17 protein-coding genes are annotated in these 23,772 nt (G+C 46.5%); 8 read left to right on the top strand and 9 right to left on the bottom strand.

Annotated elements, in window-relative coordinates:
* Positions 1–165: 165 nt before the first annotated feature.
* Positions 166–1,302, top strand: a complete 1,137-nt coding sequence (locus ACFPFU_RS14140; protein WP_377065414.1) for a pyridoxal phosphate-dependent aminotransferase — start codon at positions 166–168, stop codon at positions 1,300–1,302.
* A 1-nt stretch (position 1,303) separates the two neighbouring features.
* On the opposite strand, the gene ACFPFU_RS14135 is transcribed toward ACFPFU_RS14140, so the two are convergent.
* Positions 1,304–2,194, bottom strand: a complete 891-nt coding sequence (locus ACFPFU_RS14135) for a glutamate--tRNA ligase family protein (RefSeq protein ID WP_377065413.1) — start codon at positions 2,192–2,194, stop codon at positions 1,304–1,306.
* Positions 2,195–2,723: 529 nt separating this feature from the next.
* Between ACFPFU_RS14135 and ACFPFU_RS14130 the strand changes: the two genes are divergently transcribed.
* From ACFPFU_RS14130 to ACFPFU_RS14115, 4 genes are all read left to right on the top strand, one after another.
* Positions 2,724–3,890, top strand: coding sequence for an MFS transporter (locus ACFPFU_RS14130; RefSeq protein ID WP_377065412.1), 1,167 nt, complete (start codon positions 2,724–2,726; stop codon positions 3,888–3,890).
* 131 nt (positions 3,891–4,021) lie between these two features.
* Positions 4,022–4,732, top strand: a complete 711-nt coding sequence (locus tag ACFPFU_RS14125; protein ID WP_377065411.1) for a phosphoadenylyl-sulfate reductase — start codon at positions 4,022–4,024, stop codon at positions 4,730–4,732.
* 100 nt (positions 4,733–4,832) lie between these two features.
* Entirely contained in the window at positions 4,833–7,484 is a 2,652-nt protein-coding gene (locus tag ACFPFU_RS14120; protein WP_377065410.1) for a DUF7133 domain-containing protein, read from the top strand.
* A 158-nt stretch (positions 7,485–7,642) separates the two neighbouring features.
* Positions 7,643–7,837: a hypothetical protein gene (locus ACFPFU_RS14115; RefSeq protein ID WP_377065409.1), complete on the top strand. Its 195-nt coding sequence runs from the start codon at positions 7,643–7,645 to the stop codon at positions 7,835–7,837.
* Between the two features lie 115 nt (positions 7,838–7,952).
* Here the strand turns inward: ACFPFU_RS14115 and ACFPFU_RS14110 are convergent, their stop codons facing one another.
* Positions 7,953–9,413 (bottom strand): sodium:solute symporter, encoded by a 1,461-nt coding sequence (locus tag ACFPFU_RS14110; RefSeq protein WP_377065408.1) that lies wholly within the window; start codon positions 9,411–9,413, stop codon positions 7,953–7,955.
* Positions 9,414–9,537: 124 nt separating this feature from the next.
* On the opposite strand from ACFPFU_RS14110, the gene ACFPFU_RS14105 reads away from it, so the two are divergent.
* Positions 9,538–12,564, top strand: coding sequence for a glycoside hydrolase family 3 N-terminal domain-containing protein (locus tag ACFPFU_RS14105; RefSeq protein ID WP_377065407.1), 3,027 nt, complete (start codon positions 9,538–9,540; stop codon positions 12,562–12,564).
* A gap of 22 nt (positions 12,565–12,586) precedes the next feature.
* On the opposite strand, the gene ACFPFU_RS14100 is transcribed toward ACFPFU_RS14105, so the two are convergent.
* The gene (locus ACFPFU_RS14100; protein WP_377065406.1) at positions 12,587–12,991 is read right to left on the bottom strand and encodes a response regulator; all 405 of its coding nucleotides are present in this window, start codon (positions 12,989–12,991) and stop codon (positions 12,587–12,589) included.
* 281 nt (positions 12,992–13,272) lie between these two features.
* Between ACFPFU_RS14100 and ACFPFU_RS14095 the strand changes: the two genes are divergently transcribed.
* A complete protein-coding gene (locus tag ACFPFU_RS14095; RefSeq protein ID WP_377065405.1) occupies positions 13,273–13,701 on the top strand; it encodes a Dabb family protein in 429 nt (142 codons plus the stop codon).
* Positions 13,702–13,771: 70 nt separating this feature from the next.
* Here the strand turns inward: ACFPFU_RS14095 and ACFPFU_RS14090 are convergent, their stop codons facing one another.
* The 6 genes from ACFPFU_RS14090 to ACFPFU_RS14065 all read right to left on the bottom strand — a co-directional run bounded on the left by ACFPFU_RS14090 (position 13,772) and on the right by ACFPFU_RS14065 (position 21,208).
* Complete coding sequence (locus ACFPFU_RS14090; RefSeq protein ID WP_377065404.1) at positions 13,772–14,416, bottom strand: hypothetical protein; 645 nt, start codon at positions 14,414–14,416, stop codon at positions 13,772–13,774.
* A gap of 65 nt (positions 14,417–14,481) precedes the next feature.
* On the bottom strand, positions 14,482–14,721 hold the full coding sequence (locus ACFPFU_RS14085; RefSeq protein WP_377065403.1) for an acyl carrier protein: 240 nt from the start codon (positions 14,719–14,721) through the stop codon (positions 14,482–14,484).
* Positions 14,722–14,760: 39 nt separating this feature from the next.
* Complete coding sequence (locus tag ACFPFU_RS14080) at positions 14,761–16,209, bottom strand: efflux transporter outer membrane subunit (protein WP_377065402.1); 1,449 nt, start codon at positions 16,207–16,209, stop codon at positions 14,761–14,763.
* Positions 16,210–16,260: 51 nt separating this feature from the next.
* Positions 16,261–19,425 (bottom strand): efflux RND transporter permease subunit, encoded by a 3,165-nt coding sequence (locus ACFPFU_RS14075; protein ID WP_377065401.1) that lies wholly within the window; start codon positions 19,423–19,425, stop codon positions 16,261–16,263.
* Positions 19,426–19,453: 28 nt separating this feature from the next.
* A complete protein-coding gene (locus tag ACFPFU_RS14070) occupies positions 19,454–20,665 on the bottom strand; it encodes an efflux RND transporter periplasmic adaptor subunit (RefSeq protein ID WP_377065400.1) in 1,212 nt (403 codons plus the stop codon).
* Positions 20,666–20,869: 204 nt separating this feature from the next.
* Positions 20,870–21,208, bottom strand: a complete 339-nt coding sequence (locus tag ACFPFU_RS14065; protein WP_377065399.1) for a hypothetical protein — start codon at positions 21,206–21,208, stop codon at positions 20,870–20,872.
* A gap of 665 nt (positions 21,209–21,873) precedes the next feature.
* Between ACFPFU_RS14065 and ACFPFU_RS14060 the strand changes: the two genes are divergently transcribed.
* Positions 21,874–23,733, top strand: coding sequence for a hypothetical protein (locus tag ACFPFU_RS14060; RefSeq protein ID WP_377065495.1), 1,860 nt, complete (start codon positions 21,874–21,876; stop codon positions 23,731–23,733).
* Positions 23,734–23,772: the final 39 nt, after the last annotated feature.

The following is a 23,772-nucleotide window of genomic DNA, read 5'->3' as shown; positions in this document are numbered from 1 at the left end:
TTTGTTTCAGGATTTTATGTAAATGATTAAAAAACATGGCTTTAATATGGTTATCCTTTTGCAGTTAAATGACTATATTGGGTTTTATTACTGTTCAAAATTTTCAATAATCAGCGCCGAACTCAGGTCTTTAGGTCGTGAGTTGAACATTAACCGTAAACAAGCATGAAGCTTAACAGAAGACAGTGGTTGAAAAGAAGCGCCTTGGCAGGCTCTGTAGGGCTGTTTTCGGGTCTGCCGGGCTTTCAGGCCCTGTCAAAGCAAGAGATCGAAGCTTTTCGCCCCCGGCCCCTTTACACCCCTATTCGTCTGGGTTCCAATGAGAACCCATATGGACCTTCTGCGCGGGTGAGAGAAGCGATCAAAGCAAGTTTTGATGACGGATGCAGGTATCCCTGGAGTTATGAGGGGGAGTTGCTCGAAATGATCGCCAAAAAAGAAGGATTGACAAAAGAATGCATTGTGATCACAGGAGGATCCACGGAAGGCCTGAAGGTGGCAGGGATAGCATGTGCCAAAGAAAAAAAGGAGATCATCGCGGCGAAGCCCACTTTTGACGCCATGATGCAATATGCCCAACTGTGGGGGACCCATGTGAACTGGGTGCCCTTGGACCAGGAGATGATGTACGACCTCAACGAAATTGAAAACAGGGTTTCATCCAATACCAAAATGGTTTTTCTATGCAATCCCAATAACCCTACCTCCACGTTATTGCCGGCACCCAGGGTGATGGATTTCTGTGAAACGGTTTCCCGTAAAACCATCGTATTCAGCGATGAGGCTTATTACGACTACATTGAAGACGCTGGTTATCCGTCGATGACGCATTGTATCAAAAAGGACCTTGATGTGATTGTTTCCCGGACATTCTCCAAGGTGTATGGATTGGCGGGCTTGCGGATAGGCTATCTCATGGCCAGACCTGAGCTGGCCTCGCAGCTTAGAAGACACGTGGTGGCCTTTACCAACGTGTTGGCTCTGAAGGCCGCAGCTGCCGCCATGGAGGATCGGGATTTTTATAAATTCAGCCTGGATCAGAACCATAAGGCCAGAAAATCCATCTATGAGGGACTCGACAGGCTGGCCCTTGAATACCTGCCTTCACAGACCAATTTTGTGTTTTTCAAAACGGAAAAAGACATTAGAAAACTTCAGGCCAAAATGCTGGAGAAAGGGGTTATTATAGGAAGGCCGTTTGAACCCTTGACGGATTGGTGCAGAATAAGCACGGGGACGATGGAGGAAGTGGAGCTCTTTGTGAACAGCCTTCATGAAGTGATGGGGGAGTTGAAGGGGTGAATCAAGTTAATTTTTGCAGGAAGTTCTTGCGGAAATCATCCAGCCCGTTTGTCTGTTCCTCGAACTGCAAATGTTTACCGATTAAACGGTAAATGTCTTTCTTGCCCATTCCTTTTTTGCGCATGTACCGGATAGAGGTGGCTCCGGCAGATTTGGAAAGCTTGCTGTTGTTGTGATAGATCAGGGGGTGGTGGAAGAAGACGGTTTTCTGAAAATTATTGGCCGGGAATAAACCGGAAAGGTACAGCTGTGCCAGGGTGGATTCCCACAGATCCCCGCCCCGCACCACAAAATCCACCCCGAAAAACAGATCATCTACCAGAGAGGCCAGTTGATATGCCGGCAGTTGATTTTTGGTGCGTACCACAAAATGTTGCATTTTTTCAGGCAGCAGGTGGGTAGAAGGTTTGTCCGGATAATCGATTACCGTTATCGCTTTGCTATGGTCGGTCACCAGCCTCCAATTGACCTGATCTTTCTGTAAACTTAAGTTTTTACCGAGGCATAGGCCCGGATAGATCCCCCGGTCATTGTGTCGGAAAACTTTTTTCCGTGAACAGTCGCAGGCAAATAAACGGTTCTCTTCCATTAGCCATTCCAGGGCGGCCTGATAATGGGGCATTCTGCAAAACTGCGTATAGGTATTATTCAGGTCAGAAATGTTTTGAGGCCCCTCATCATAGGGTATCTCCAGAAAATCAAGGGTGTCAAATATATCTTGGACGTATGCCGGTTTCGTTCTGGCTTTGTCCAGATCGTCGATCCTCAAAAGAATTTTACTTCCATGGATCCTCGCCAGACTCACCGTAATCAAGAATGACATGATGTTTCCGATGTGCAGAAACCCGCTTGGCGTAGGGGCAATCCTGGTTTTTGTCCATTTTTTCAACATAAGCGATCTGTCCGGAAACTCTAAATAACTTGAGTCCGAGGACGTTTTTGTAAAAAAGCCATCCCCGAAAGTTGTCAGGGACAGGCTATGCCTCCTCGCAGTGAGGCAAACCGTCATCGCGAGAAGCGGAACCTTTCGGTTTAATTGACGGAGACCTTGCCCGCGCCGAAGCGATCCCCTGACATGATCGTAAACTAAGAGACTGCTTCGTTTCCGATGAACCGGGACAGGCTGTACCTCCTACCGATGACGATAGACGGCTTTTTTTAAATGTTCATACTTTGAAACTCACGTTAAATATAATACGGTTGAAAATGATTTCACCTAAACCAACTCAATTTAGTCCCGATTTGTCAAGTTTTACCCCGCCTCTCCCAGAGTGCCTTCCCCATGTCATTAAGTTTAGAAAATCGGGTTGAATTTTTGAAGTTGACCATGTGGGATTAGCGAAGAAGGTTTAATTTTGCACCGCCGTTAGAATAGCCGCATGTATGGTTTTTTACGGATCAATTGAAGTATGCCTAACATTATGGGATTAATAACGATGAACAGTCTGAAAAAGAGGCGGCTGGCGGTAGGAGGTTTTTTCTTTTTAACCGGTTTGTGTTTTTCATCCTGGGCTTCCAGGATACCGGATTTTCAGGTTAAATTCTCTCTCAGTGAGGGGCAATTGGGATCCCTGCTGCTGGGAATGCCTTTGGGATCCCTGCTGGCACTGCCTCTTGCCGCCTGGGCGGTCTATAAATTGGGCAGCAGGGCGGTGGTTTTATGGGGTACCTCATTTTATCTTTTCTTTTTGATCACGCTGGGAGTTGCCAATTCCGGTTTTCAACTGGCATTGATGGTTTTTGTCTTTGGAATGATGGGAAATATCATGAACATTTCCCTGAACACCCAGGCACTGGGGGTTGAACATGATTATGGAAGGAGCATATTGAGTTCCTTTCATGGTTTATGGAGTTTTGCCGGTTTTGCAGGTGCCGGACTGGGAGCATTGATGGTGTATTTGGCCGTGGTCCCGTTTTTCCACTACCTCATCGTCTTCGCGGTTGGGTTGGGAGTGGTGTTGCTGTTCAAAGGATCCATCATAAGGGAGGCCAACACAAAAGAATCCTCGGGAGGCGGATTGGTACTGAAGAAGCCGGACGCGATTCTGCTGAGACTGGGAATGGTAGGTTTCTGTGGGATGATGTGCGAGGGGTGTATGTTTGATTGGTCGGGGGTGTACATGGCAAAGGTGGTACAGCCCGCCAAGCAATGGATTCCCCTTGGTTATGTGGCTTTTATGGGGGCCATGGCCACAGGCAGGTTCATTGCGGATAAATTGGCGACTCGGTGGGGAAAAGTAACCGTGCTGAAGGGTAGCGGGATATTGATATTTGCAGGGCTTTTGACCTCAGTGATGCTGCCTTATTTCGCGACCGTGGTGACGGGGTTTTTATTGGTGGGATTCGGCACGGCCGCAGTAGTGCCGTTAACATACAGCATGGCCGGCAGGTCTTCACAATATCCTCCGGGAATTGCGATTGCCATGATTTCCACGATTTCTTTTTTTGGCTTTTTGCTGGGGCCGCCTTTGATAGGCTTTATCGCGGAACTTCTACATCTCAAATCGTCTTTTGCGCTGATCGGGATCATGGGAGCGATGATAACTGTTTTGGTAAGTTATAAAAACCAGGTTTTCGCACTGAAATAAAAGCGAGCAGGGAAATTATCGGTTTTTGGAAATTTTTAACAAATCTACAGCGGGGTTCATATTGATTTTTGTTTTTTTATGATTACTTTTACGGCTGATAATACCATACCCAGTTGGTAGGTTTTGTGGAAATGAAACAAAAAACAGATATGCAGGAATCCGTAGCCTCAAAAAAAATCTACACCTCAGCTGAAATAAAAGCACTAAACGACAAATACCATGGTCTGTCTGTGGAAGAAAGGGTCAAAGAGCTCTATGTGGACTTTGATGAAAAGGAAGTGATGTTGACGAGCTCATTTGCCGCCACTTCAGCACTGCTCCTGAGTATTTTTTCTTCCTATAAACCTACCCAGAAAATTTATTTTATAGATACCGGCTACCATTTTGAAGAGACACTTGCCTATAAGGAGCAGCTTACCAAACTCTATGGCTTGCAGGTTGAATCTGTGAGCGCGGGCAAGGAGGATCATGAATATACTTCCAAAAACCAAACCTGGAAATCCAATCCGGAACTTTGCTGTGCCATCAACAAAGTAAGGCCGTTGGAAGCGATCAAAAGAAGGTTTTCCGTATGGGTATCCGGTCTCATGAGTTGGCAAAGCGATCACAGGGCCAGCTTGGATATTTTTGAGGAAAGAGGCGGTATTCTTAAATTCTATCCGCTGCTGGATGTCAGCCAGGAAGAGCGGGAAAAGTACATTCAGGAACACAATTATCCGTTTCATCCTTTGATAGCTAAAGGCTACCATTCCATCGGTTGTAAACATTGTACGGTCCCCGGAGAAGACCGCAGTGGCCGTTGGAACAACAGCCCCAAAACCGAGTGCGGTCTGCACCTTTGATTGCCGTTTATACGATTTTATACCCCTATTAAAGCACCTGTTCATGAAAATGGACAGGTTTTTTTCATATTTGCATTTCACAAAACTTACCTTAACCGACATGACAAGAAGTTTACTTTTATTATCCATTTGTTTGATATGTATAGCTTGCAGCACTAAGGAACCCGAAATACCCTGTGAGCCTGCTGAAAACCCTGTGCCGGTCCCTTCCCTGGACTCGCTTGGCCAGGCTTTAGGGTGGCCGGAGGAGCTGCTGGTAACACCCTTTGCCGGGCCGGAGTTGACGCCCAGCCCGGCATGTCTCGCAGTAGCTCCGGGCGGAGAAGTGTTCGTTGGTGTAGACATGATCGGCTCGCTGGGAAAAGAACCCGGAAAAGGCCGGATCATGAAACTGGTAGACTGTGACCAGGATGGGGCCATCGACAGTTACTCTGTATTTGCTGAAGTAGACAATCCAAGGGGGATCATTGTACTTGACGAAAAAGTGTTCGTCTTGCATACTGTTTTTTCAGATGAAAAAATCGCCACCGGGATGGATTTAGTGGTATTCGAAGATAAGGATGGAGATGGTGTTGCAGACGGGCCATCTTCTCCGTTGATCCAAAACATCAGTTCGCCCAAGTTTTTACAAAGCAGAGGGACGGACCACGCTACCAACGGTATCCGTTTAGGCATCGACGGCTGGATATACATTGCCGTGGGTGATTTTGGATTTCATGGCGCGGTGGACAGAGAAGGGACGGACCTTACCATGCTGGGGGGAGGTATCCTAAGGGTCCGCCCCGATGGCACGGAGATGGAGGTATATACACACGGCCTGAGGAACATATATGATGTGGCCATAGACCCCTACATGAATATATTCACCAGGGGAAACACCAATGACGGCGGTGGCTGGAATATCAGGTTCAGCCATCAGATCCAAACCGGAGAATACGGCTATCCGGTGCTTTTCAAAAATTTTACGGAAGAAATTATCCCCGCGCTGGTCGACGTGGGGGGAGGATCCGGTACGGGTGCCTTGTATATGGAAGACCACCGCTGGCCGGAACAGTACAACCACGTACCCATGATGGCGGACTGGGGAAGAAACCAGTTGTATATCCACAGGGTAAATCCGGATGGACCGAGTTTTACCCAAGAGGAAGAGGAGTTTTTCAAATTGCCACAGATCACCGATCTGGACATAGATGCCTCGGGTAGAGTTTATATGGCTGCCTGGGACGGTGCTGGTTATTCCGGCAGTGACAGCAAGGGATTTGTAATCAGGGTGGTCCCCAAAAACTGGCAGTATGAGGCGTTTCCCGACCTGAAAAAGGCATCCCTGAAACAGCTTACCTCACTAATGGCTTCAGGCAGCGGAACGACCCGCCTTTATGCCCAGCAGGAATTACTGGCCAGGCCCGCAAAGAAAGCTGCAGCAGAAGCCCTTAAGGTGCTGAAAAACAATGACAACCCATTGGAAGCACGCATAGCTTCATTGTATGCTTATACGCAGTTATTGGGTCCAGATGCCCTGGGTGAGCTGACAAAAATGTTGGATGATCCCGCATTGAAGGAGCACGTGATCCGCGCCATGACGGACAGGAGGGAGTTATTGGCCCATGTCCCGATAGATCCCATCCTCAAAAGTCTGGGAGATAAATCCCAACGGGTGCAGACCGCGGCTATTATAGCCTTGGGGCGCATGGGCAAAGAAGCGGCTGTTATGCCCCTCTTGGAAACTCCGGTTCCGGCCAGTTTCAAGGCGCCTGAGGAAGGATCAGAAGGCCCCCATGCCACTCCGAACGCAGAGATTATCCCGGCTCACCTTGCCATGAGGGCATTGGTGAACCTGAAGGCAGCCGACGCATCCCTTGAGGCAGTAGGCACCGAAAGATCGAAGCTTGCGCTTTGGACATTGCGTTATTTGCATGATCCAAAGGCCGTGGAAGGTTTGATCAATAAATTTCATCAAACTGACGATAGCGGTCTGAAGGCGGAAATATTAAGCACTTTGGCGCGGCTGTATACCCAGGAGGCTCCTTATGACGGCTCATGGTGGTGGGGCACGAGACCGGACACCCATGGCCCCTATTACAAATCGGTATTATGGAAATCCTCCCCCGAAATAAAAGCGCTGTTTTTGGAATTATGGTCAAATGGGAACACTGGGGACAGACAATTGATCACCCGGCTTAATGAGAAGAACAGGATGGGCATTTCTGAATTCGGTGGGGAATTTACCGTGACCGAAACACTCGTGGAGCCTGACGTAGACCTTGAAAAGATCAAGAATCAGAAGGGACAAATAGGTGAATCATCCATCGAGGACATCTTGTTGGCCATGAAGGAAATACCCGGCGATGCGATAAAGGGGAAATCATTATTTGAACAACAGGGATGCAAAGCCTGCCACAGCATTGAAAAGGGAGAACCCATGAAAGGGCCTTACATGGGGCAGATCGGCTCCATCATGACAAGGGAGCAGATAGCCGAGGCCATTTTGAAACCGGATGCCTCTATCTCCCAGGGCTTTGCCACCGTGATGATCAACACAAGAGACGACAAAAGTTATGTGGGCTTCATTACCGAAGAAAGCGCTCAGAAGGTCGTGATCAGGAATATTGTCGGACAGGCTTTTACCCTCGACGCCACAAACATTAAGGACAGAAAAGAACTCGAAACATCCATGATGCCGGAGGGCTTGGCCAATTCCCTCTCCTATGAGGAGTTTGCTTCATTGATCACCTATCTTTCTCAACAAAAATAAATATCCGGAGACAGTGGTGAATGTTTTAAAACCGGACAGGTCACTGTCCGGTTTTTGTCATTCTTACGGATAGAAGTACCCAGAAGGCCGGTTTTTAGGACTGGCACATTTTTAGAAACGAATCGGTGAAATGAATAGGGTTTTATAATATTATTAAGATGAGATTATTTACCGGCTTGGTGCTTTGGGCGATATTATTTGTACTGTGTTGGCCCATTGCCATCATTTTGTTACTGCTTTATCCTTTGATTTGGCTGCTGTTGTTGCCGTTCCGCTTGCTGGGGTTTGGGCTTACCCTTTCCCTTTCGCTGATAATGGCTGTTTTTATGCTTCCTTTTGCTGTTTTTAGGTGATAGGAAGTGATTGGTTTAAAGGTACAAGGAGGGGAAGGAAATAAAATTTTGAAACAAAATTTAACACGCGGAATTTTTATAGACAGGAAAAACCGCGCGAACCCGAGGTCCTGTTTCACCCCTTTGTACCGTTGGTGGTTTTCACAGAGGCACTGAGGACAAGCCCCAGGTAGGTGAAGGCTGCATTCACCAGAAGGATTTCAAAACCAAACCGGTAACCGTTGAACCATGTGGCGGATTGGCTGTCCAGAACATAGGAAAGGATGGGGCTTATAATACAAATATAGGGCACCCACCTGTCCCGGATGTTGAATTTGTTGCTGAGGCCGAAAGCGAACATTCCCAACAACGGCCCATAGGTGAAGCCTGCTGCCTTGAAGACCGCACTCACCACGCTCCGGTCATTCAGTTCGTTGAATGCGACTATGGTGAGGAAGACCAGGAAAGTAAACCCGATATGCACAAGCATCCGTGAGCGGTCTTGGTTCACGCCTTTTTTGGACGGAAGGCCCAGGATATCCACGCAAAATGAAGTGGTAAGGGCTGTAAGTGCGGAGTCAGCGCTTGAAAATGCCGCGGCCGTGATGCCCAGAAGGAACACGATTCCCGCCAGGGTGCCAAAATGATTGAGCGCCAACATGGGGAATAATTCATCCGTGGCAGAAGGCAAGGTCAGCCCGTTTACCTGAGCATAATGATAAAGCAAAACCCCCAGTGACAGGAAAAGGATATTGGACAGGAAAAAGCTAATGGAAAACCAGAAGATGTTTTTCTGGGCATCTTTTTTATTGCGGCAGGTGAGGTTTTTTTGCATTACATTTTGATCCAGTCCGTTCATGGCGATGGTGATAAAAATACCTGCTGCAAACATTTTGAAAAAATTCTGACTGGAATTGCCCTCCCAGACGAAGATTTTCGAATGCCCACTTTGGGCAATCAGATCCAATAACCCGGTGCCGTCTTTGTCCAGATGGGAAGCAATCATCAGGATGCTGATGATCACCGCCAGAAGCAAAAAAGTGGTTTGAAGGGTGTCCGTCCACACGATGGTTTTGATGCCGCTTTTAAAAGTATACAACCAGATCAACACCATGGTGGCCAATACGGAGGTGTAAAAAGGTACTCCAAAAGCATCGAAAAAGGCGATTTGCAAGACGGTCGCCGCCAAAAACAGCCTGAATGAAGCACCGATTGTCTGGGAAATCAGAAAAATGGTGGCGCCTGACAAATATGTTTTTTTGCCAAACCGGGTTTTCAGGTATTCGTAGATAGAAATCAGATTAAGCCTGTAAAAAAGCGGAATCAGGATCAAGGCGATAACGGCATATCCTACCATATTTCCCATCACAAACTGAAGGTAGCCCCAGTGGGTGTTGCCTACTTCCCCGGGCACCGAGATGAAAGTCACGCCGGATAGAGAAGCCCCCACCATTCCAAATGCCACCAAAAACCAAGGTGATTTTCTGTTTCCCGTGTAAAAGGTAAGGCTGTCTGATTGCAGGGAGGTGAGGTAGCTGATCAAAAGTAACAACGCAAAATAGCCGGCAATAACCCCGAATACCAAAAGTGGGCTCATAATGATCGTTATCGTTGGAAAGGATTTTAAGCCCCAATGATAATCATTTTCTTTAACTTGGTTTTATTAAGGAGCAACAAAAAATTGTAACTTCCCCGGAAATTTCAACAATGCGCCCTTGATTATGAAAAGATACAGTATAAAAACCACCAATAGAACCATGGTCTTCCCAAAACAACGGACGAAAGAAAACGGACTTATATTCTTTATTATACTGACCGTATCGGCTTTGTGTATTTCATTGACCGGGACGATCAAGGCACAGACACTCCCTCCTTTTTTGGATGGCAGTTATGACAGATGGGCGGATTCTGTTTTCCATACTATGGATCCCGCGGAGCGCATAGCCCAATTGATCATGATACCTGCCTATTCCAACAAAGATCAGGTACATGTGGATTCGATCAGCGGCCTGGTAAAACAATATGGGGTAGGGGGCATCATTTTTTTCCAGGGAGGCCCGGTGAGGCAGGCGCACATGATCAACCGCTTTCAGCAAGAGGCCAAAGTGCCCCTTATGATAAGCCTGGATGGAGAATGGGGATTGGGAATGCGTCTGGACAGCACCATGAGATTTCCCTATCAGATGGCCCTTGGGGGGATAGACGATGAGCAGCTGCTCTATGATATGGGGGCAGAGATAGCCAGGCAGTCCAAGAGAGCCGGCATCCACGTGAATTTCGCACCGGTGGTGGACATCAACAACAACGCCAATAACCCCGTGATCGGCTTTCGTTCTTTCGGTGAGGAAAAAGAGAACGTGGCCAAAAAGTCCCTGGCTTATATGAAAGGCATGCAGGACAATCATGTGCTGGCCTCTGCCAAGCATTTTCCCGGCCATGGGGACACCAATGTGGATTCCCACTACGGGTTGCCTGTAATTCATTTTTCGAAACAGCGGTTAGAAGAAGTTGAATTATACCCCTTTAGGGAACTGATCGGCGAAGGCTTGGGGAGCATCATGGTGGCGCACATGAATATCCCGGTGCTCGATGACACACCGGATCTCGCTTCCACGCTCTCCAGACCCATCGTAACGGGGCTGTTAAAGGAGAAAATGGGCTACGAAGGTCTGGTTTTCACGGATGCCCTGAATATGCAGGGCGTGGCCAAATTTTATGAACCGGGTATGGTGGATGTGAAGGCCTTGCTGGCAGGCAATGACATGCTGCTCAATACCATGGACGTTAAGGCTACGATAAGGGAGATCAAAGCCGCCATAAACAGGGGTGAAATTACCCAGGAGGAAATTGACCGCAGGGTCATGAAAGTGCTCAAGGCCAAAGCCTGGGTTGGGTTGGATAACTGGCAGCCTGTAGAAACGGAAAATCTTATAGATGACCTCAATCCTCCCCATGCCCAGTACCTTAACCGCAGGTTGGTGGAAGCTTCTTTGACCTTGCTGGGAAACCGGGACCACCTACTTCCCCTGCAAAGGTTGGATACCTTAAGGATAGCGGCATTGTCGATGGGGACAGATGAGGTGACCGCGTTTCAAAAAGGTTTGTTACGATATGCCCCGGTAGACTTTTACAATTTTCCAAAAGAAACGGATTTGGAAGCTTTGGTGCGTCTCAAGGAAGATTTGGGGAAGTACAACCTTGTGTTGGTGGGGATCCATGGGCTCGGGATCAGGGCAGGAAATAATAACTACGGCATCACTCCCGAAATGAATGTTTTTTTGAAGGAACTGGCCGAAGCGCATCGTACGGTGGTAAGTGTTTTTGGAAATGTGTATAGCTTGGAAAACATTCAGGGGTTGGAAAAAGCCGATGGCCTCATCGCGGCGTACCAGGAGTCCTCCCTGACCCAGGATCTTACGTCTCAACTGATATTTGGAGGGATCGGCGGAAAGGGGCGTCTGCCGGTGCATGTGTCTCCGCAGCTCAGGATGGGAGACGGGTTGCCTTCCGAAGGAGGATTCAGGATGTCCTATTCTCAGCCGGAGGCTTTTGGAATGCGGTCAGATGATCTGAAAGGAATAGATTCCCTGGTCCATATGGCTATTCGGGAAAAGGCCATTCCGGGGGCACAGGTTTTGGTGGCCAAAGAAGGCAAAGTGATCTACCACAAGGCTTTTGGTCACCATACCTATGACTCTCTACAGGCAGTGGCGTTGGATGATCTGTACGATATGGCCTCCATTACCAAAATCAGTACCTCTCTTGCCGCATTCATGCATTTAAGAGGCGAGGGGAAATTTGATGAAAATGAAACTTTGGGCACCTATCTGCCCATGGTCAGGGGAACCAACAAGGAAAATCTGAAATATACAGATATCCTCACCCACCAGGCAAGATTGCGGTCCTGGATACCTTTTTGGCAGTCCACTGTCAGAAAAAGCGGCAAATTCAAATGGTTCACCATGAAAAACGACTCTACGCGCAGATTTCCTATCAGGGTGGCCCAAAATCTCTATATCCATAGGAAATATGGAGACAAGATTTACAAAGAAATCCTCGATTCCCCGCTCAACCCTGAACCGGGTTATGTCTACAGTGACCTGTCTTTTATCCTTGCCCCGAAAGTAGTGGAGGAAATAACCGGTGAGAACTTCTACGCCTACCTGAAAAAGAACCTCTATGACCCTCTGGGAGCTGCATCCTTGACTTTTAACCCTTATCAAAATTATCCCCTGTCCCGGATAGTGGCCACCGAAGTGGACGAGTCCTTTAGGCATCAGTTGCTACATGGGACGGTACATGACGAGGGGGCGGCCATGCTGGGAGGGATCAGCGGTCATGCGGGTCTTTTTGGCACCGCCAATGATTTGGCCAAGTTAATGCACCTTTATCTTTATGACGGGGTGTATGCGGGGGAGAGGCTGATTGCCCCAGGCGTGGTGTCGGCCTTTTCCAAATGCCGATTTTGTGAAGACGGGAATTACAGAGCACTTGGATTCGACAGGCCTAATAAACCGGGAGACCCCAACGGCAATGCGGCGGCAAGCGCCCCCGAATCCAGTTTCGGCCATACGGGTTTTACCGGGACATATACCTGGATAGACCCTGAAAACCAGTTGGTTTATGTTTTTCTTTCAAATCGTGTGCATCCGACAAGAGAAAACCGGAAATTGTACCAATTAAATATCAGAACAGAAGTGCTGGAAACGGTGTACAAAGCAATGAATCAAGCGGGGTATAAAAAATAGCGGGGCAATTAAAGTATGGGAGTTAAATCAGCGCTTGTATTTTGTTCTTGAGATCTTTTATTTTATCCAGCGTCATGGGTTTGAGAATATAGCCGTCGACAAACGGATAAGATGTGGCCTTATCGATTTCTTCTCTGTTGATGGAAGAGGAGACGACAAAGATGCTGCATTGCTGGACGGAATCCCATTCACAGCATTTGTCCAGAAACTGCCAGCCGTTCATGATAGGCATATTGATATCCAATAAAATCAAGTCAGGAAGGGGGGCTTTTTCCAGATCCCTTTGGGAAAGGTCCTTAACTGCTTCTTCACCATTAAGAAAAAACCGGGCATCTACGGCAAACTCTGTTATTTCCATTAATTTTTTCATTCCGAAATTGTATAATGGGTCATCATCGATAATATAAACCAGCTTGATTTTTTGCATAAAAATTCCGTGATCGAATTTAAGTTTTTAAGTTTTTACTAAAAGTCTAATAAGTTTAATAAATTGAAATGTTGTTACAAAATATGTGATTTTAATCATCATAAACAAGAATATACCTGTAATTTATACCTAAGGGTAATAGGCAAAGGTTAGTGGAAAATAACAAGGGTCATGGTCGCTTTAATGTCTACAGACGCAGGATTAAAAAAGTGTATAAATAGTTTTTTTTGGTTAATATTACATTCCAAATATTATGTAAACCAATCAAAAAAGAACCGTTTATGAAAACATTTTTTATTTATAGTGTAAGCCTTTTGCTGTTGGCAGGATATGGATGCCAATCCCGCACGGCAAATCAGTCAACTGATCAACCCCAACCTGCAATGAAAGAAGTAAAGTCTGAAAAACCCCTATTAAGGCATGTAGTGCTTTTAAAATTCAAAGATGAGAGTTCCCTTGAGGACATCAAAAAAGTGGAAGAAGCTTTTATTGCTTTAAAAGACAAGATACCACAAATCAAAACGTTTGAATGGGGGACCAACAACAGCCCGGAAGGCCTAAACAAAGGGCTTACCCATTGCTTTCTGGTAAGTTTTGAAAGCGAAGAGGACAGGGAAATATATTTGCCTCATCCTGCCCACAAAGAATTTGTGGACGTGTTGAGCCCCCATCTGGATGATGTGACAGTAATCGATTATTGGCCGCAATAAATCTTCGGCAAAGCAATAAAAAAGGTCTTTCTGTAATCAGGAAGCCCTTTTTTATCTTTTATCATCGGTTTTATTGGATCAATTTATTTTCTCTCAGCTCTTTTTTGATGGCATCTACGTAATCGCTGGCAATGGAAGCGAGGTCTGTTGAATTATAAGTTCTGGATTGTGCACTCCAGACCAACTCCAAAGATTCGGCATCATAAAGATTGGTTTCAATAAAATATTTCTTATCGGTGGTATAATAGCCTGTATTCCAAGCTGTGCCGTACCAACGGTCAAAATATCCAGGAAACGTTCCATAGAAACCAAACCTGCCCATGGGGGCAAACATGGGAACAGGTCCTCCAGGCACCCATCTCTGCTCCTCTTCGGTATCCAGTAAGGTGACCGTCAGGATACCATCAGCTTTGCTGGATTGAATGATCTCCAATAACTGCTCTCTATTGGGTTTGCTTTCTTCCAAGAAGCCTGGCCTAAAGGTATTAAGGCTTTTGATGGCGCCGACGCCCCTGTTGGCCAGCCTGTTTTCATACTCGTTTTCAATGTTTTGTCTGACTTGAAGATCATCCATCAGGGAGGCAATGAAAAGGTTGCGGTAAGCAGGGGCCTCAGGTTCAGGCGCCTGCCACTGGGCTGTAATCACGGTACGCGTAGAACAACCAAGATAGGTCAGCATAAAGGCAATTCCGATTATAAAAAGGCTGCGTTTCATAGGTTTATTGGTTGATCTTGCATAGAATGCTACAAAACATGTTCCAACCCAGGAAATACAAAGACCTACTTTTCAAACTTATCCATGAAACAGTTGATCAAGGTCTCCGGGGTTTGGAAACTTTCCCAATCTTCTTCCAGCCTTATTCTTAACAAACATTCCAATTCGAAGATCAACCCATACACGAAAATTTTATCCATCCGCAACTGATCGCAAAAATCCAACCTTTTTCGGTTTCCGAAAAGAGAAATACCATAGCTATTGAAGAGCACGATGATATTTCTAAAAACTGTTACCTTATTCATTATATACCAGATTTATGATTCTATTTCCTTGATATCAAGCTATTGCCATCCACCACCCAGGGCCCGGTAAAGTTTTACAGTGCTTTGAAGCTGTGCTACTTTCAGGTTAATGTAGTCCAACTCCGACTCAAGTGACCTGGATTGGGCATTGATGACATCCAGATAGTCCGCATAGCCTACCTTGAACATGGTGCCCGCGTTATCTACCGATCTCCGTTGTACGATCACTTCATCGTTTTTTAGCTGTATTTCTTCTTCCAAGGTGCTGAAATCGTTGACCAAACCGAGGACTTCCAGATAGCTTTTCAGAACGGTCTGCTCATAATCTAAAAGGGCAATTTGTTGATTGGCTTTAGCCGATTCATAGGCTGCCCTGATTTGTCCCCTGTTAAAGAGCGGCGCTGTCAAACCCGCGCCAAGTTGGTAGGCGGTAGAAGCGGGATTGAGAAAAAGTTTGCTGAATTCAAAAGCGTTGAACCCGGCCATGCCAAATAGGCGGAATGAGGGGAAAAAAGCGGTCCTGGCTATGCCTACTTCAAGGTCATTGGCCCGCAGTTGGTTTTCTCCCTGCCGGATGTCAGGTCTCAGACGAAGCAGATCCGAAGGCAGTCCCACCTGTACCGCTTCAGGAATATCCACTTCTGATAGCGGGGGCCTTTCATAATTTTCAGGATAGGTGCCCAATAACCTGGAAAGGCTTAGGATCACGTTTTGTCTTTCCCGCCTTTTGCTCACCAATACGCCTTTTGAATTCAGCATCAGGCCTTCAAACTGGTCCAGAGAAAGTTGACTGTCCTTGCCGGTGGCTTTCAGGCTTTTTCCCAATTCATAAGCCTGTTCCTGGAAACTGATGTTGGATAAAAGGGTTTCTATTTCTTCGTCCAGCCCTATGAGGTGATAGTAATGGGTAGCTATTTCCGCGATAAGCCAGGTCTTGGTGTGGTTGGTCATTTCCACGGACGCCAGATACTGGGCTGTTGCCTGTTTTCGTCGCATATTGAGTCTGCCCCAGACGTCTATTTCCCAGCCAAACTCTGCTCCTAAAATAAAATCCCTGTAAGGGTCCGGTATTTTTTTATCCTCAGGAACCGTAGGGGATAAATTGGAGTCCGTGTTTCCCACGCCGTCCATGGTGTATTCTCCAAATCTTCTGGAGTAAACTCCGGCAATTCCGTTGATTTCGGGAAGCCTCCCCAGTCTAGCCCTTTTCAGGTCGGCTTGGGCTATCCGGATGTTTTGCAAGGTTTTCAAAACATCCTGGTTGTTTTCCAGCCCCGTTTCGATAAGGTTTTGTAAATGCGCATCTTTGAAAAACTCTTTCCAACCGGCCAGGGCCCAATTGGAGGAATCCTGGATTGTCTGTTCTGCTACAAGATAGTTATCGGGTATCTGAGTGGAAATGCCTTCCCTGACCTGCTGTGTTTTACAGGAGACAAAAAGGAGAATTAATGGGAAGAAAATATATATAAAAGACTTATAGGTATTCATATCGGTGTATACTTAACGGGCCGGAAATATCGGCCCGGAATTTTTTTAGAATCATGAATTTTTGTAACTGGGAACTAATTCTCCTCCTTTCTCATCACTTTCGGCTTCTTTTTTCAGGTAAGCGGAGATGGATTCAAAGACATAAAATAAGCCGGGGATAAGAACAATTCCCACCACGGTACCTATCAGCATGCCGCCAGCGGCCGCGGTGCCTATCGTCCGGTTTCCTATGGCCCCAGCACCACTTGCGAGGGCCAAGGGAATCAATCCGCTGATAAATGCGAAGGAGGTCATCAGGATAGGCCTTAGCCTTTCTACGGCTGCGTGAATGGCGGATTCCAATACCCCCATCCCCTTTCTGCGGGATTGGACGGCTATTTCGATGATCAGAATGGCGTTTTTGCCCAGTAACCCGATCAACATAATCAGAGAAACCTGGGCGTAAATGTTGTTTTCCAAACCCGTGATCTTCAAAAGCAGGAAAGAGCCAAAGATGCCGGCGGGCAATGACAGGATTACCGGCAGAGGCAACAAATAGCTCTCATACTGCGCTGAGAGAAGCAGGTAGACGAACACCAGACAGACAATAAAAATAAAGATGGCCTGGTTTCCGGAAGCAATCTGCTCCCGGGTCATGCCTGACCAATCAACGTCAAATCCCCGGGGTAGGGTAGCCAAAGCGGTTTCCTCCACCGCTTCAATCGCATCTCCGCTGGAATATCCCTCCGCAGCATCCCCATTGATCATGGCGGAGGTAAACATATTGTACCGCGTCAACTGTTCCGGCCCGTATACCCGTTCCAACGTGATAAAGTTGGAGTAAGGTACCATTTCACCCTGATTGTTCCTGGTATATAATTTAAGCAGGGACTCGGGGTTGGTCCGGTATTCAGGAGATGCCTGGATCATCACTTTATACATGAGACCGAAACGGATAAAATTTGAACTATAAAAGCTGCCTATATAACTTTGAAGCGTGGCCATGGATTCGTCCACGGAGACCCCAAGCTTGGCTGCTTTATCATGGTCTACCCTGAGTATATACTGGGGAAAGCTGGGGTCAAAATTGGTGAAGACTTCTTTTAACTCCGGACGGCTGTTCAATTCTTCGGTGAAATCTTTCACCGTTTGCGCCATAAGATCCAGTTCACCTCCCGTTCTGTCCTGAAGCCTGAGCTCAAAACCTGATGCATTGCCGAATCCCGGCACGGTGGGCGGCGAGAAAAACTGTATTTCTGCTCCTGTGATATGCGCCGTTCTTTCCCGGTATTTCTGTATCAGTTGATTGACGTTGGCGTCCCTGTCTTTCCAGCCGACGAGATTGATCATGCCCATGCCATAGGATGCACCGGCCGTTTCCGTCAATAAGCTGTATCCCGCCAAAGTAGAAATGGTCTCTACCTCGTCAAACGGTAAAATAGACGCTTGGATATCGTCCATGATCTGTTGGGTTCTTTCCACAGTGGATCCGGGGGGAGTAGTGACGTTCACATAGACCATCCCCTGGTCCTCAGTGGGGATAAAGCCCGAAGGCAGGATGGCGGAAACGCCGTACGTGAGCACAAAAGAAAGGATAAGAATGCCAAAAGTAATGTACCTTTTGCCGGCCGTAAATCCGATCAGCCGGGAATATTTTACGGAAAACGCGGCGTATTTTTCATTGAACTTGTTGAAAAACCGGGATAACAGGCCTTTTTTGTTTTCATGGTGCACCGGTTTGAGCAACAAGCTGCATAATGCAGGGGAAAGGGTAAGGGCGTTGATCCCAGAGATGACAATGGCAATCGCCAAGGTGAGGGAAAACTGCCTGTAAAAGATACCCACAGGTCCTTCCATAAAACCTACGGGAACAAAAACCGCTGACATCACCAGGGTTATGGCCACAATCGCTCCTCCAATTTCCTTCATGGCGGCGAAGGTTGCCTGTTTGGCATTCAGGCCTTCCTGGTGCATTTTTACATGGACCGCTTCCACCACAACAATGGCATTGTCCACCACGATGCCTATGGCCAGCACCATGGCAAAGAGGGTAAGCAGGTTAATGGAAAACCCGAAGAGTCCCATAAAGAAAAAAGTGCCTATAAGCGAAACCGGGACAGCAATAGCAGGGATCAAAGTGGACCTGAAATCCTGCAGGAAAATAAAAACAACGATGGACACCAGCAAGAAAGCTTCCACCAGGGTTTTGATTACCTCAGAAATGGAAGCGTCCAAAAAACGGGACACATCATAGGAGACGTTGTAGTGCATTCCCGGAGGGAAGGAGGATTCCTGCAATTCCGCCATTTTTGATTTGATGTTCTGGATAACCTCACGGGCGTTCGAGCCGGGCCTTTGCTTGATCATGATGGAGGAGGAAGGTCTTCCATCGGTGGTGGAAACCATGTTGTAATCCACCGAACCAAACTCCACTTCCGCTACATCTTTGATTTTCAATAATGAGCCATCCGGCAAAGCCTTTAAGGTGATGTTTTCATAATCCTCCGCCTGATTGAACTTGCCGGTGTACTTTAAAACATACTGAAGTGACTGGGGGTCCCGGTCAGAGCTTATCCCTGATTTTCCCGGAGCAGCTTCCACATTTTGACTACGGATGGCCCGGTTTACATCCTGAGGGGTGAGGTCGTAAGCCACAAGCCGGTCCGGGTTCAGCCAGATCCGCATGGAGTAATCCCGGGAGCCCATTATCTCCGCAAATCCCACGCCGTCAATGCGCTTGAGTTCCGGTAAGATATTGATATCGGCAAAGTTATAGACAAATTTCTCGTCCTGTGTGGTGTCCGCGGTCATCAGGTTAAGGTACAACAGCATGGAGTTCACTTCCTTTTCGGTCTGAACGCCAGCCCGGATCACCTCTTCGGGTAATTCATCCAGAACGGTAGCCACCCTGTTTTGCACGTTGACAGCGGCGAGATCCGGGTCGGTTCCTACTTTAAAAAATACCGTAATGAGAGAGATACCATCATTGGTATTTACAGAGGTCATATAGGTCATGTCCGGCACGCCGTTGATGGCCCTTTCTATAGGAGTGGCCACGGCTTTGGTGAGTACCTCGGCATTGGCCCCGGTATACCTGGCGGTAACGGTCACTGAAGGAGGGACAATCTCGGGAAACTGGGTAACAGGCAGCGTAAACAAGGACAACAACCCTATCAGGGTAATCAACACGGATATGACGGTCGAAAGGATTGGCCTTTTTATAAATAAATCTAGCATCTTTCTGGTCCTTTATACAGTGAATGAATTACAATGAAAGATTTAGGGACCGGTAAACCTCATCGGTGTCCTCGACTTTGGGATCCACATGGCTGCCGTCCTGAAGCAATTGGAGCCCCTCCAGCACCACCCGGTCTCCGCCATCGAAACCTTCGACCAGATAGAAAAGGCCATATCGTTTGATAGGCCGGAAGCTCCTTACATTGACGATATTGTTCTCATCCAACATATACACATAATTATAATCCTGGATTTCAAAAGTGGATTTCTGGGGAATCAGGTAGACATCCTCCATAGTGTTGGTCATTTGAACCTTGCCGCTGGCACCGTGTTTGATCAAACCGTCCGGATTGGGAAATCTTACCCGCAATGCAATCGAACCTGTGCCGGTTTCGAAATCGGCCTCCATGGTTTCAAGTTTGCCTTTGTGGGGATATTCCACCCCGTCGGAAAGGATCAGGGTGATCTCTTCCTCATCTTCCTGAAGGTTTTCCTCCAATTGCTGTTTTAAGGCTTCTTCATCCACCGCTGTATCAAGCTGACCCCGCATATATTGCAGGTATTCATTTTCCGTGATTTTGTAATAGGCAAAGATTTCACTGATGTCCGTGATATTGGTCAGTAAATCGCCGCTTTTCACAAGACTCCCGGTTTTATAAGGAATCCGATCGACGATGCCGTTAAAAGGAGCTCTGATGGTCGTGTAAGAAAGGCCGGTCTGTGCATGCTTTAACAAGGATTCTGCCTCTAAGATGGCAGATTCAGCCATGTCTTTCTTGGACTGGGCCAATTCAAGTTCTGAGGTGGAATATATATCTTTATCAACCAGTACCTGCAGTCTCTCCACTTCGAGTTGGGCAGACTTGGCTTCGGCACGGGCCTGCATCAATTTGGCTCTGGCGGAATTCACCAGCTCGGAATATTCTATCGAAGTTAGCTGAAACAATGGCTGGCCTTCTTTTACCTCTTCTCCCTCATCTACAAAAATCCGCTCCACAAAACCTTCTACCTTGGCCCGCACTTCTACAAACTGTACTGCTTGGATATCACAGACATAGGTTTGGGGGACTTCGATGTCTATCGGTTTTAAGGAAAATACCGGAACTTCCAGTTTTTTCTCGTTGGTGTTGTTTTTTCCACTTCCCTGGCTACAGGAGTTCAGCGTAATATTCAAGGAAATGATTATGGTAAAGAATAATACGTAAGAATAGTTTATCCTAAATGGTTTAAACCTTGACATGATAAAGCTCATATTTTTAACAATAAGTTAGTTGATGTATTTTAGGTAAAGGCTTATGCTGGGGTCAGCGCCTCAGACGGGACCACTTGACAGTAAGCGTCGATATAGAATGCCAGTGATTGTATAAAGCCTCCCGGTTTTCCATCTGGAAGAGAACAAGGATTGTTTCTCTATGAATGGCGCAAGATGATTAAAAAAATAGTTTTAAGGCGCGTTTTTGCAGACGACCACACGCGTCAATTTCGTCAGTAAGGGATGGAGGTGTATCTGTCTTCGCTTGTTGAGATTGGAGTCCGAAAATAGATTGCGGATACCTGAATCAAATACAATGGTAAAAAAAGGGATGGTTGCTTCCCTTTGTAAATTCAAAATGGTTGAATTGCTGCTCCGGCTCAGAGAAGTGGGAAAATCCACATAATCGTAATCGATCTCTGACAAATGGATGTCCGTATGGGGGATTTCATGTCCCGCATCATCACCATCGGCAATGCAGAGCACGACAAGAAATACAGCCAAAAAGTTGGTAAAGGCTCTTTTAAACAAAAGGGGTAATATTTTCTTTACCTGAATTTTCACGGTGCAATATTAAGGAATTATCCCAAGTTTTATAACGAAATCTTTTTAAATAACATTGTAGAAGCCCTCCTTAAAACCATCATAGCTATATGGGGCCGTCCGTTATATGACTTTACAATACATGTAAACCCAGACCTCATCTAAAAAATTCCCCTAAATATTTTCGGAATAGCGATAAAAAATCACCGCCGGTTGAAGCCTATTAACAAAATCCGGCACCTCTCTGGACGCCGGCATGCGTTGCCTCATAGTCGTAATTTGAACTTCGTCACTCATGAAGGGTAAAATCTGAGGTTGTATATGGTGAAGCGAATCACCCCGGATCAAGTGGGAAGGAATAGAAGGGGGGTAGTTAGTAAGCCCGATGAATAGGGTGAAATGCTGTCAAAATATTATTTTTTTCTTATTGCGATACCCAAATAATTGTAATAGAAATCAGGTATTTTGCTTTGTGGATCAGTTTTTTGTTTTTTTAATGTGGGCGGGTGATATTTGGCTTTTGATATGACCATAAATTAAAAGATTGCCATAAATTTCAATAAATAAGGGAAGGATTCATGGGGGTGTTAGGTAGAGAATTTAAAGTTGATCTATGCATTTTTTGATAACACGACCGGGTTGGGGTAGATGTGATGAGACGTTTTGACTTTATACGGGGTACAGAAATTTTATATGGGATAAAATGGCACTTTTTAGGTAAAAAGCTGTTGCTTCTGCCTGCTTTCTTTTTTATTTTCTCAGAGACATCCGCGCAGAATCCAGCGCTGGAATTCGCCTCGGGAGACGGCAACCCCACGGGAAACGGACCTGTTACCTCTGCTACCATCAGGTTCAGAACAAATAAGGATAATCCGACAGGAAACATTTTTGCGACTCAGTCCCCTTCCGTCACGGCGACCTTTACACTTTTGAACCAGCAATATATGAATCATCCTCAAAATACCAATAGGAACTCGAGTGATCCCAACAACCCTTCAAGTGTCATTGGATGGAGATTTTGGGGTTCAGGAGGTTCAGGATCGACCGCTCCCATTTTTCCTGCCATTAATTTTCTAAGCGACCCTTCAAATAGCCATTTTACCTCGCTTCCTTCAGATAATTTTGGAACTGGAATAGATGTAACGGCCAATAGAAGCGTTTTACTCGCAAATGGTGTGTATGTTTTAAATGGGAAGCTCTTCAGTGGCAAGCACCATATGCACGATTTGAGGGTGGATTTTAGCACACCTGTTTCAAATCCCGTAGTGCATATCTCCGGTTTGGGGGCTACATTTTCTGGAACGGGATGTACCGCCGAATTAGAACTTTTAACACCGGACCTGACCTTGTCAAAACTCTCAGGTACATCAACTTTTTACATAAGTGGAAATGACATTCTGAATACCGCATTGGAGCCCAGGGCTTCAGGAGCGGGTGTGGCGCATGGATCGGTCCTGATAGAGGGAGAAGAAATTACATCCTTATTATTTAGGGTTTACGTGAGGGGTCAATCCAGTACGGATGGAACCGATTGGGGTACTCAAGCAACTGAAGATCAATGGACGATGGGTTTCAGTACTGCGTTAGCTGATCTTGAGGTCACCAAGACAGTTGATGATCCAACCCCAGAAATGGGGGGGAATGTCGTATTCACCATTGAAGCCAGGAATAACGGTCCCAGCAATTCCGGTGAGGTAATCGTCGAAGAATATTTGCCTGAGGGGTATTCATATATAAACCACTCCGCTTCCGCAGGAACCTACGAGCCACTGCTGGGAATATGGGATGTAGGTGATTTGAACTATGGGGTTACCCAGACGCTGACCCTCACCGCAAAAGTCACCACAGCAGGAGATTATATCAACAGTGTCCGTATATCCGGGGCCATAGCGGACCCCATTGATGAAAACAACACAGATTCCGAAGAAACGGAACCCCGTGTAAAACTGCCTGTTGTATGGCTCTATCAGCAGGCGGATCAAAAGAAAGAAGGGAATTTGATTAAATGGGGTACGGCCCAGGAAAAAAATAATGAAAAATTCGTTGTATACAGATCGACCGATGGCGGTCATACATGGCATGCCATCGGAAGTGTAAATGCGGTGGGTCAAAGCAGCACGCAGGTGGATTATGAGTTTCTGGACACGACCGCCAATGCCTACGCCGAAGTGTATTATCGCATCAAGCAGGTGGATTTGGACGGCAGCTTTGATTACAGTGGGGTGATCCGGCTCAAAACGGACCAAACCTCATGGGAACCTGGTTTAAAACTATACCCAAATCCCTATAGCTCAGGTGAACTCATGCTGACAATACCCCACCACTTGAAAGACAAAAAAGTGGACTTGAGTCTGATCGATGCATGGGGCCGTTCCATATCCAGAACCTTTGGCGTGATGGGTAGCATCGCCCCGGAATTTTTAGAAAACGCAAAAAATCAACCACCCGGTTTGTATATCATCAGCTGCAATACCGGCATTGAAGTATACAACGTAAAATTACTGGTAAATTAAACGAAATTTATTCAGCGGAGAGTGGACGCGGCTCATAAA

Source organism: Negadavirga shengliensis, from assembly GCF_042652345.1.
GTDB lineage: Bacteria > Bacteroidota > Bacteroidia > Cytophagales > Cyclobacteriaceae > Negadavirga > Negadavirga shengliensis.
The sequence above is the reverse complement of the archived record's forward strand: the minus strand, read 5'-3'. Positions and strand labels throughout refer to the sequence as shown.

Excerpts from the sequence above, each read along its gene's own strand:
- ACFPFU_RS14140 (WP_377065414.1), top strand. The coding sequence starts at position 166 with ATGAAGCTTAACAGAAGACAGTGGTTGAAAAGAAGCGCCTTGGCAGGC.
- ACFPFU_RS14135 (WP_377065413.1), bottom strand. The coding sequence starts at position 2,194 with ATGTTGAAAAAATGGACAAAAACCAGGATTGCCCCTACGCCAAGCGGG.
- ACFPFU_RS14130 (WP_377065412.1), top strand. The coding sequence starts at position 2,724 with ATGGGATTAATAACGATGAACAGTCTGAAAAAGAGGCGGCTGGCGGTA.
- ACFPFU_RS14125 (WP_377065411.1), top strand. The coding sequence starts at position 4,022 with ATGAAACAAAAAACAGATATGCAGGAATCCGTAGCCTCAAAAAAAATC.
- ACFPFU_RS14120 (WP_377065410.1), top strand. The coding sequence starts at position 4,833 with ATGACAAGAAGTTTACTTTTATTATCCATTTGTTTGATATGTATAGCT.
- ACFPFU_RS14115 (WP_377065409.1), top strand. The coding sequence starts at position 7,643 with ATGAGATTATTTACCGGCTTGGTGCTTTGGGCGATATTATTTGTACTG.
- ACFPFU_RS14110 (WP_377065408.1), bottom strand. The coding sequence starts at position 9,413 with ATGAGCCCACTTTTGGTATTCGGGGTTATTGCCGGCTATTTTGCGTTG.
- ACFPFU_RS14105 (WP_377065407.1), top strand. The coding sequence starts at position 9,538 with ATGAAAAGATACAGTATAAAAACCACCAATAGAACCATGGTCTTCCCA.
- ACFPFU_RS14100 (WP_377065406.1), bottom strand. The coding sequence starts at position 12,991 with ATGCAAAAAATCAAGCTGGTTTATATTATCGATGATGACCCATTATAC.
- ACFPFU_RS14095 (WP_377065405.1), top strand. The coding sequence starts at position 13,273 with ATGAAAACATTTTTTATTTATAGTGTAAGCCTTTTGCTGTTGGCAGGA.
- ACFPFU_RS14090 (WP_377065404.1), bottom strand. The coding sequence starts at position 14,416 with ATGAAACGCAGCCTTTTTATAATCGGAATTGCCTTTATGCTGACCTAT.
- ACFPFU_RS14085 (WP_377065403.1), bottom strand. The coding sequence starts at position 14,721 with ATGAATAAGGTAACAGTTTTTAGAAATATCATCGTGCTCTTCAATAGC.
- ACFPFU_RS14080 (WP_377065402.1), bottom strand. The coding sequence starts at position 16,209 with ATGAATACCTATAAGTCTTTTATATATATTTTCTTCCCATTAATTCTC.
- ACFPFU_RS14075 (WP_377065401.1), bottom strand. The coding sequence starts at position 19,425 with ATGCTAGATTTATTTATAAAAAGGCCAATCCTTTCGACCGTCATATCC.
- ACFPFU_RS14070 (WP_377065400.1), bottom strand. The coding sequence starts at position 20,665 with ATGTCAAGGTTTAAACCATTTAGGATAAACTATTCTTACGTATTATTC.
- ACFPFU_RS14060 (WP_377065495.1), top strand. The coding sequence starts at position 21,874 with ATGAGACGTTTTGACTTTATACGGGGTACAGAAATTTTATATGGGATA.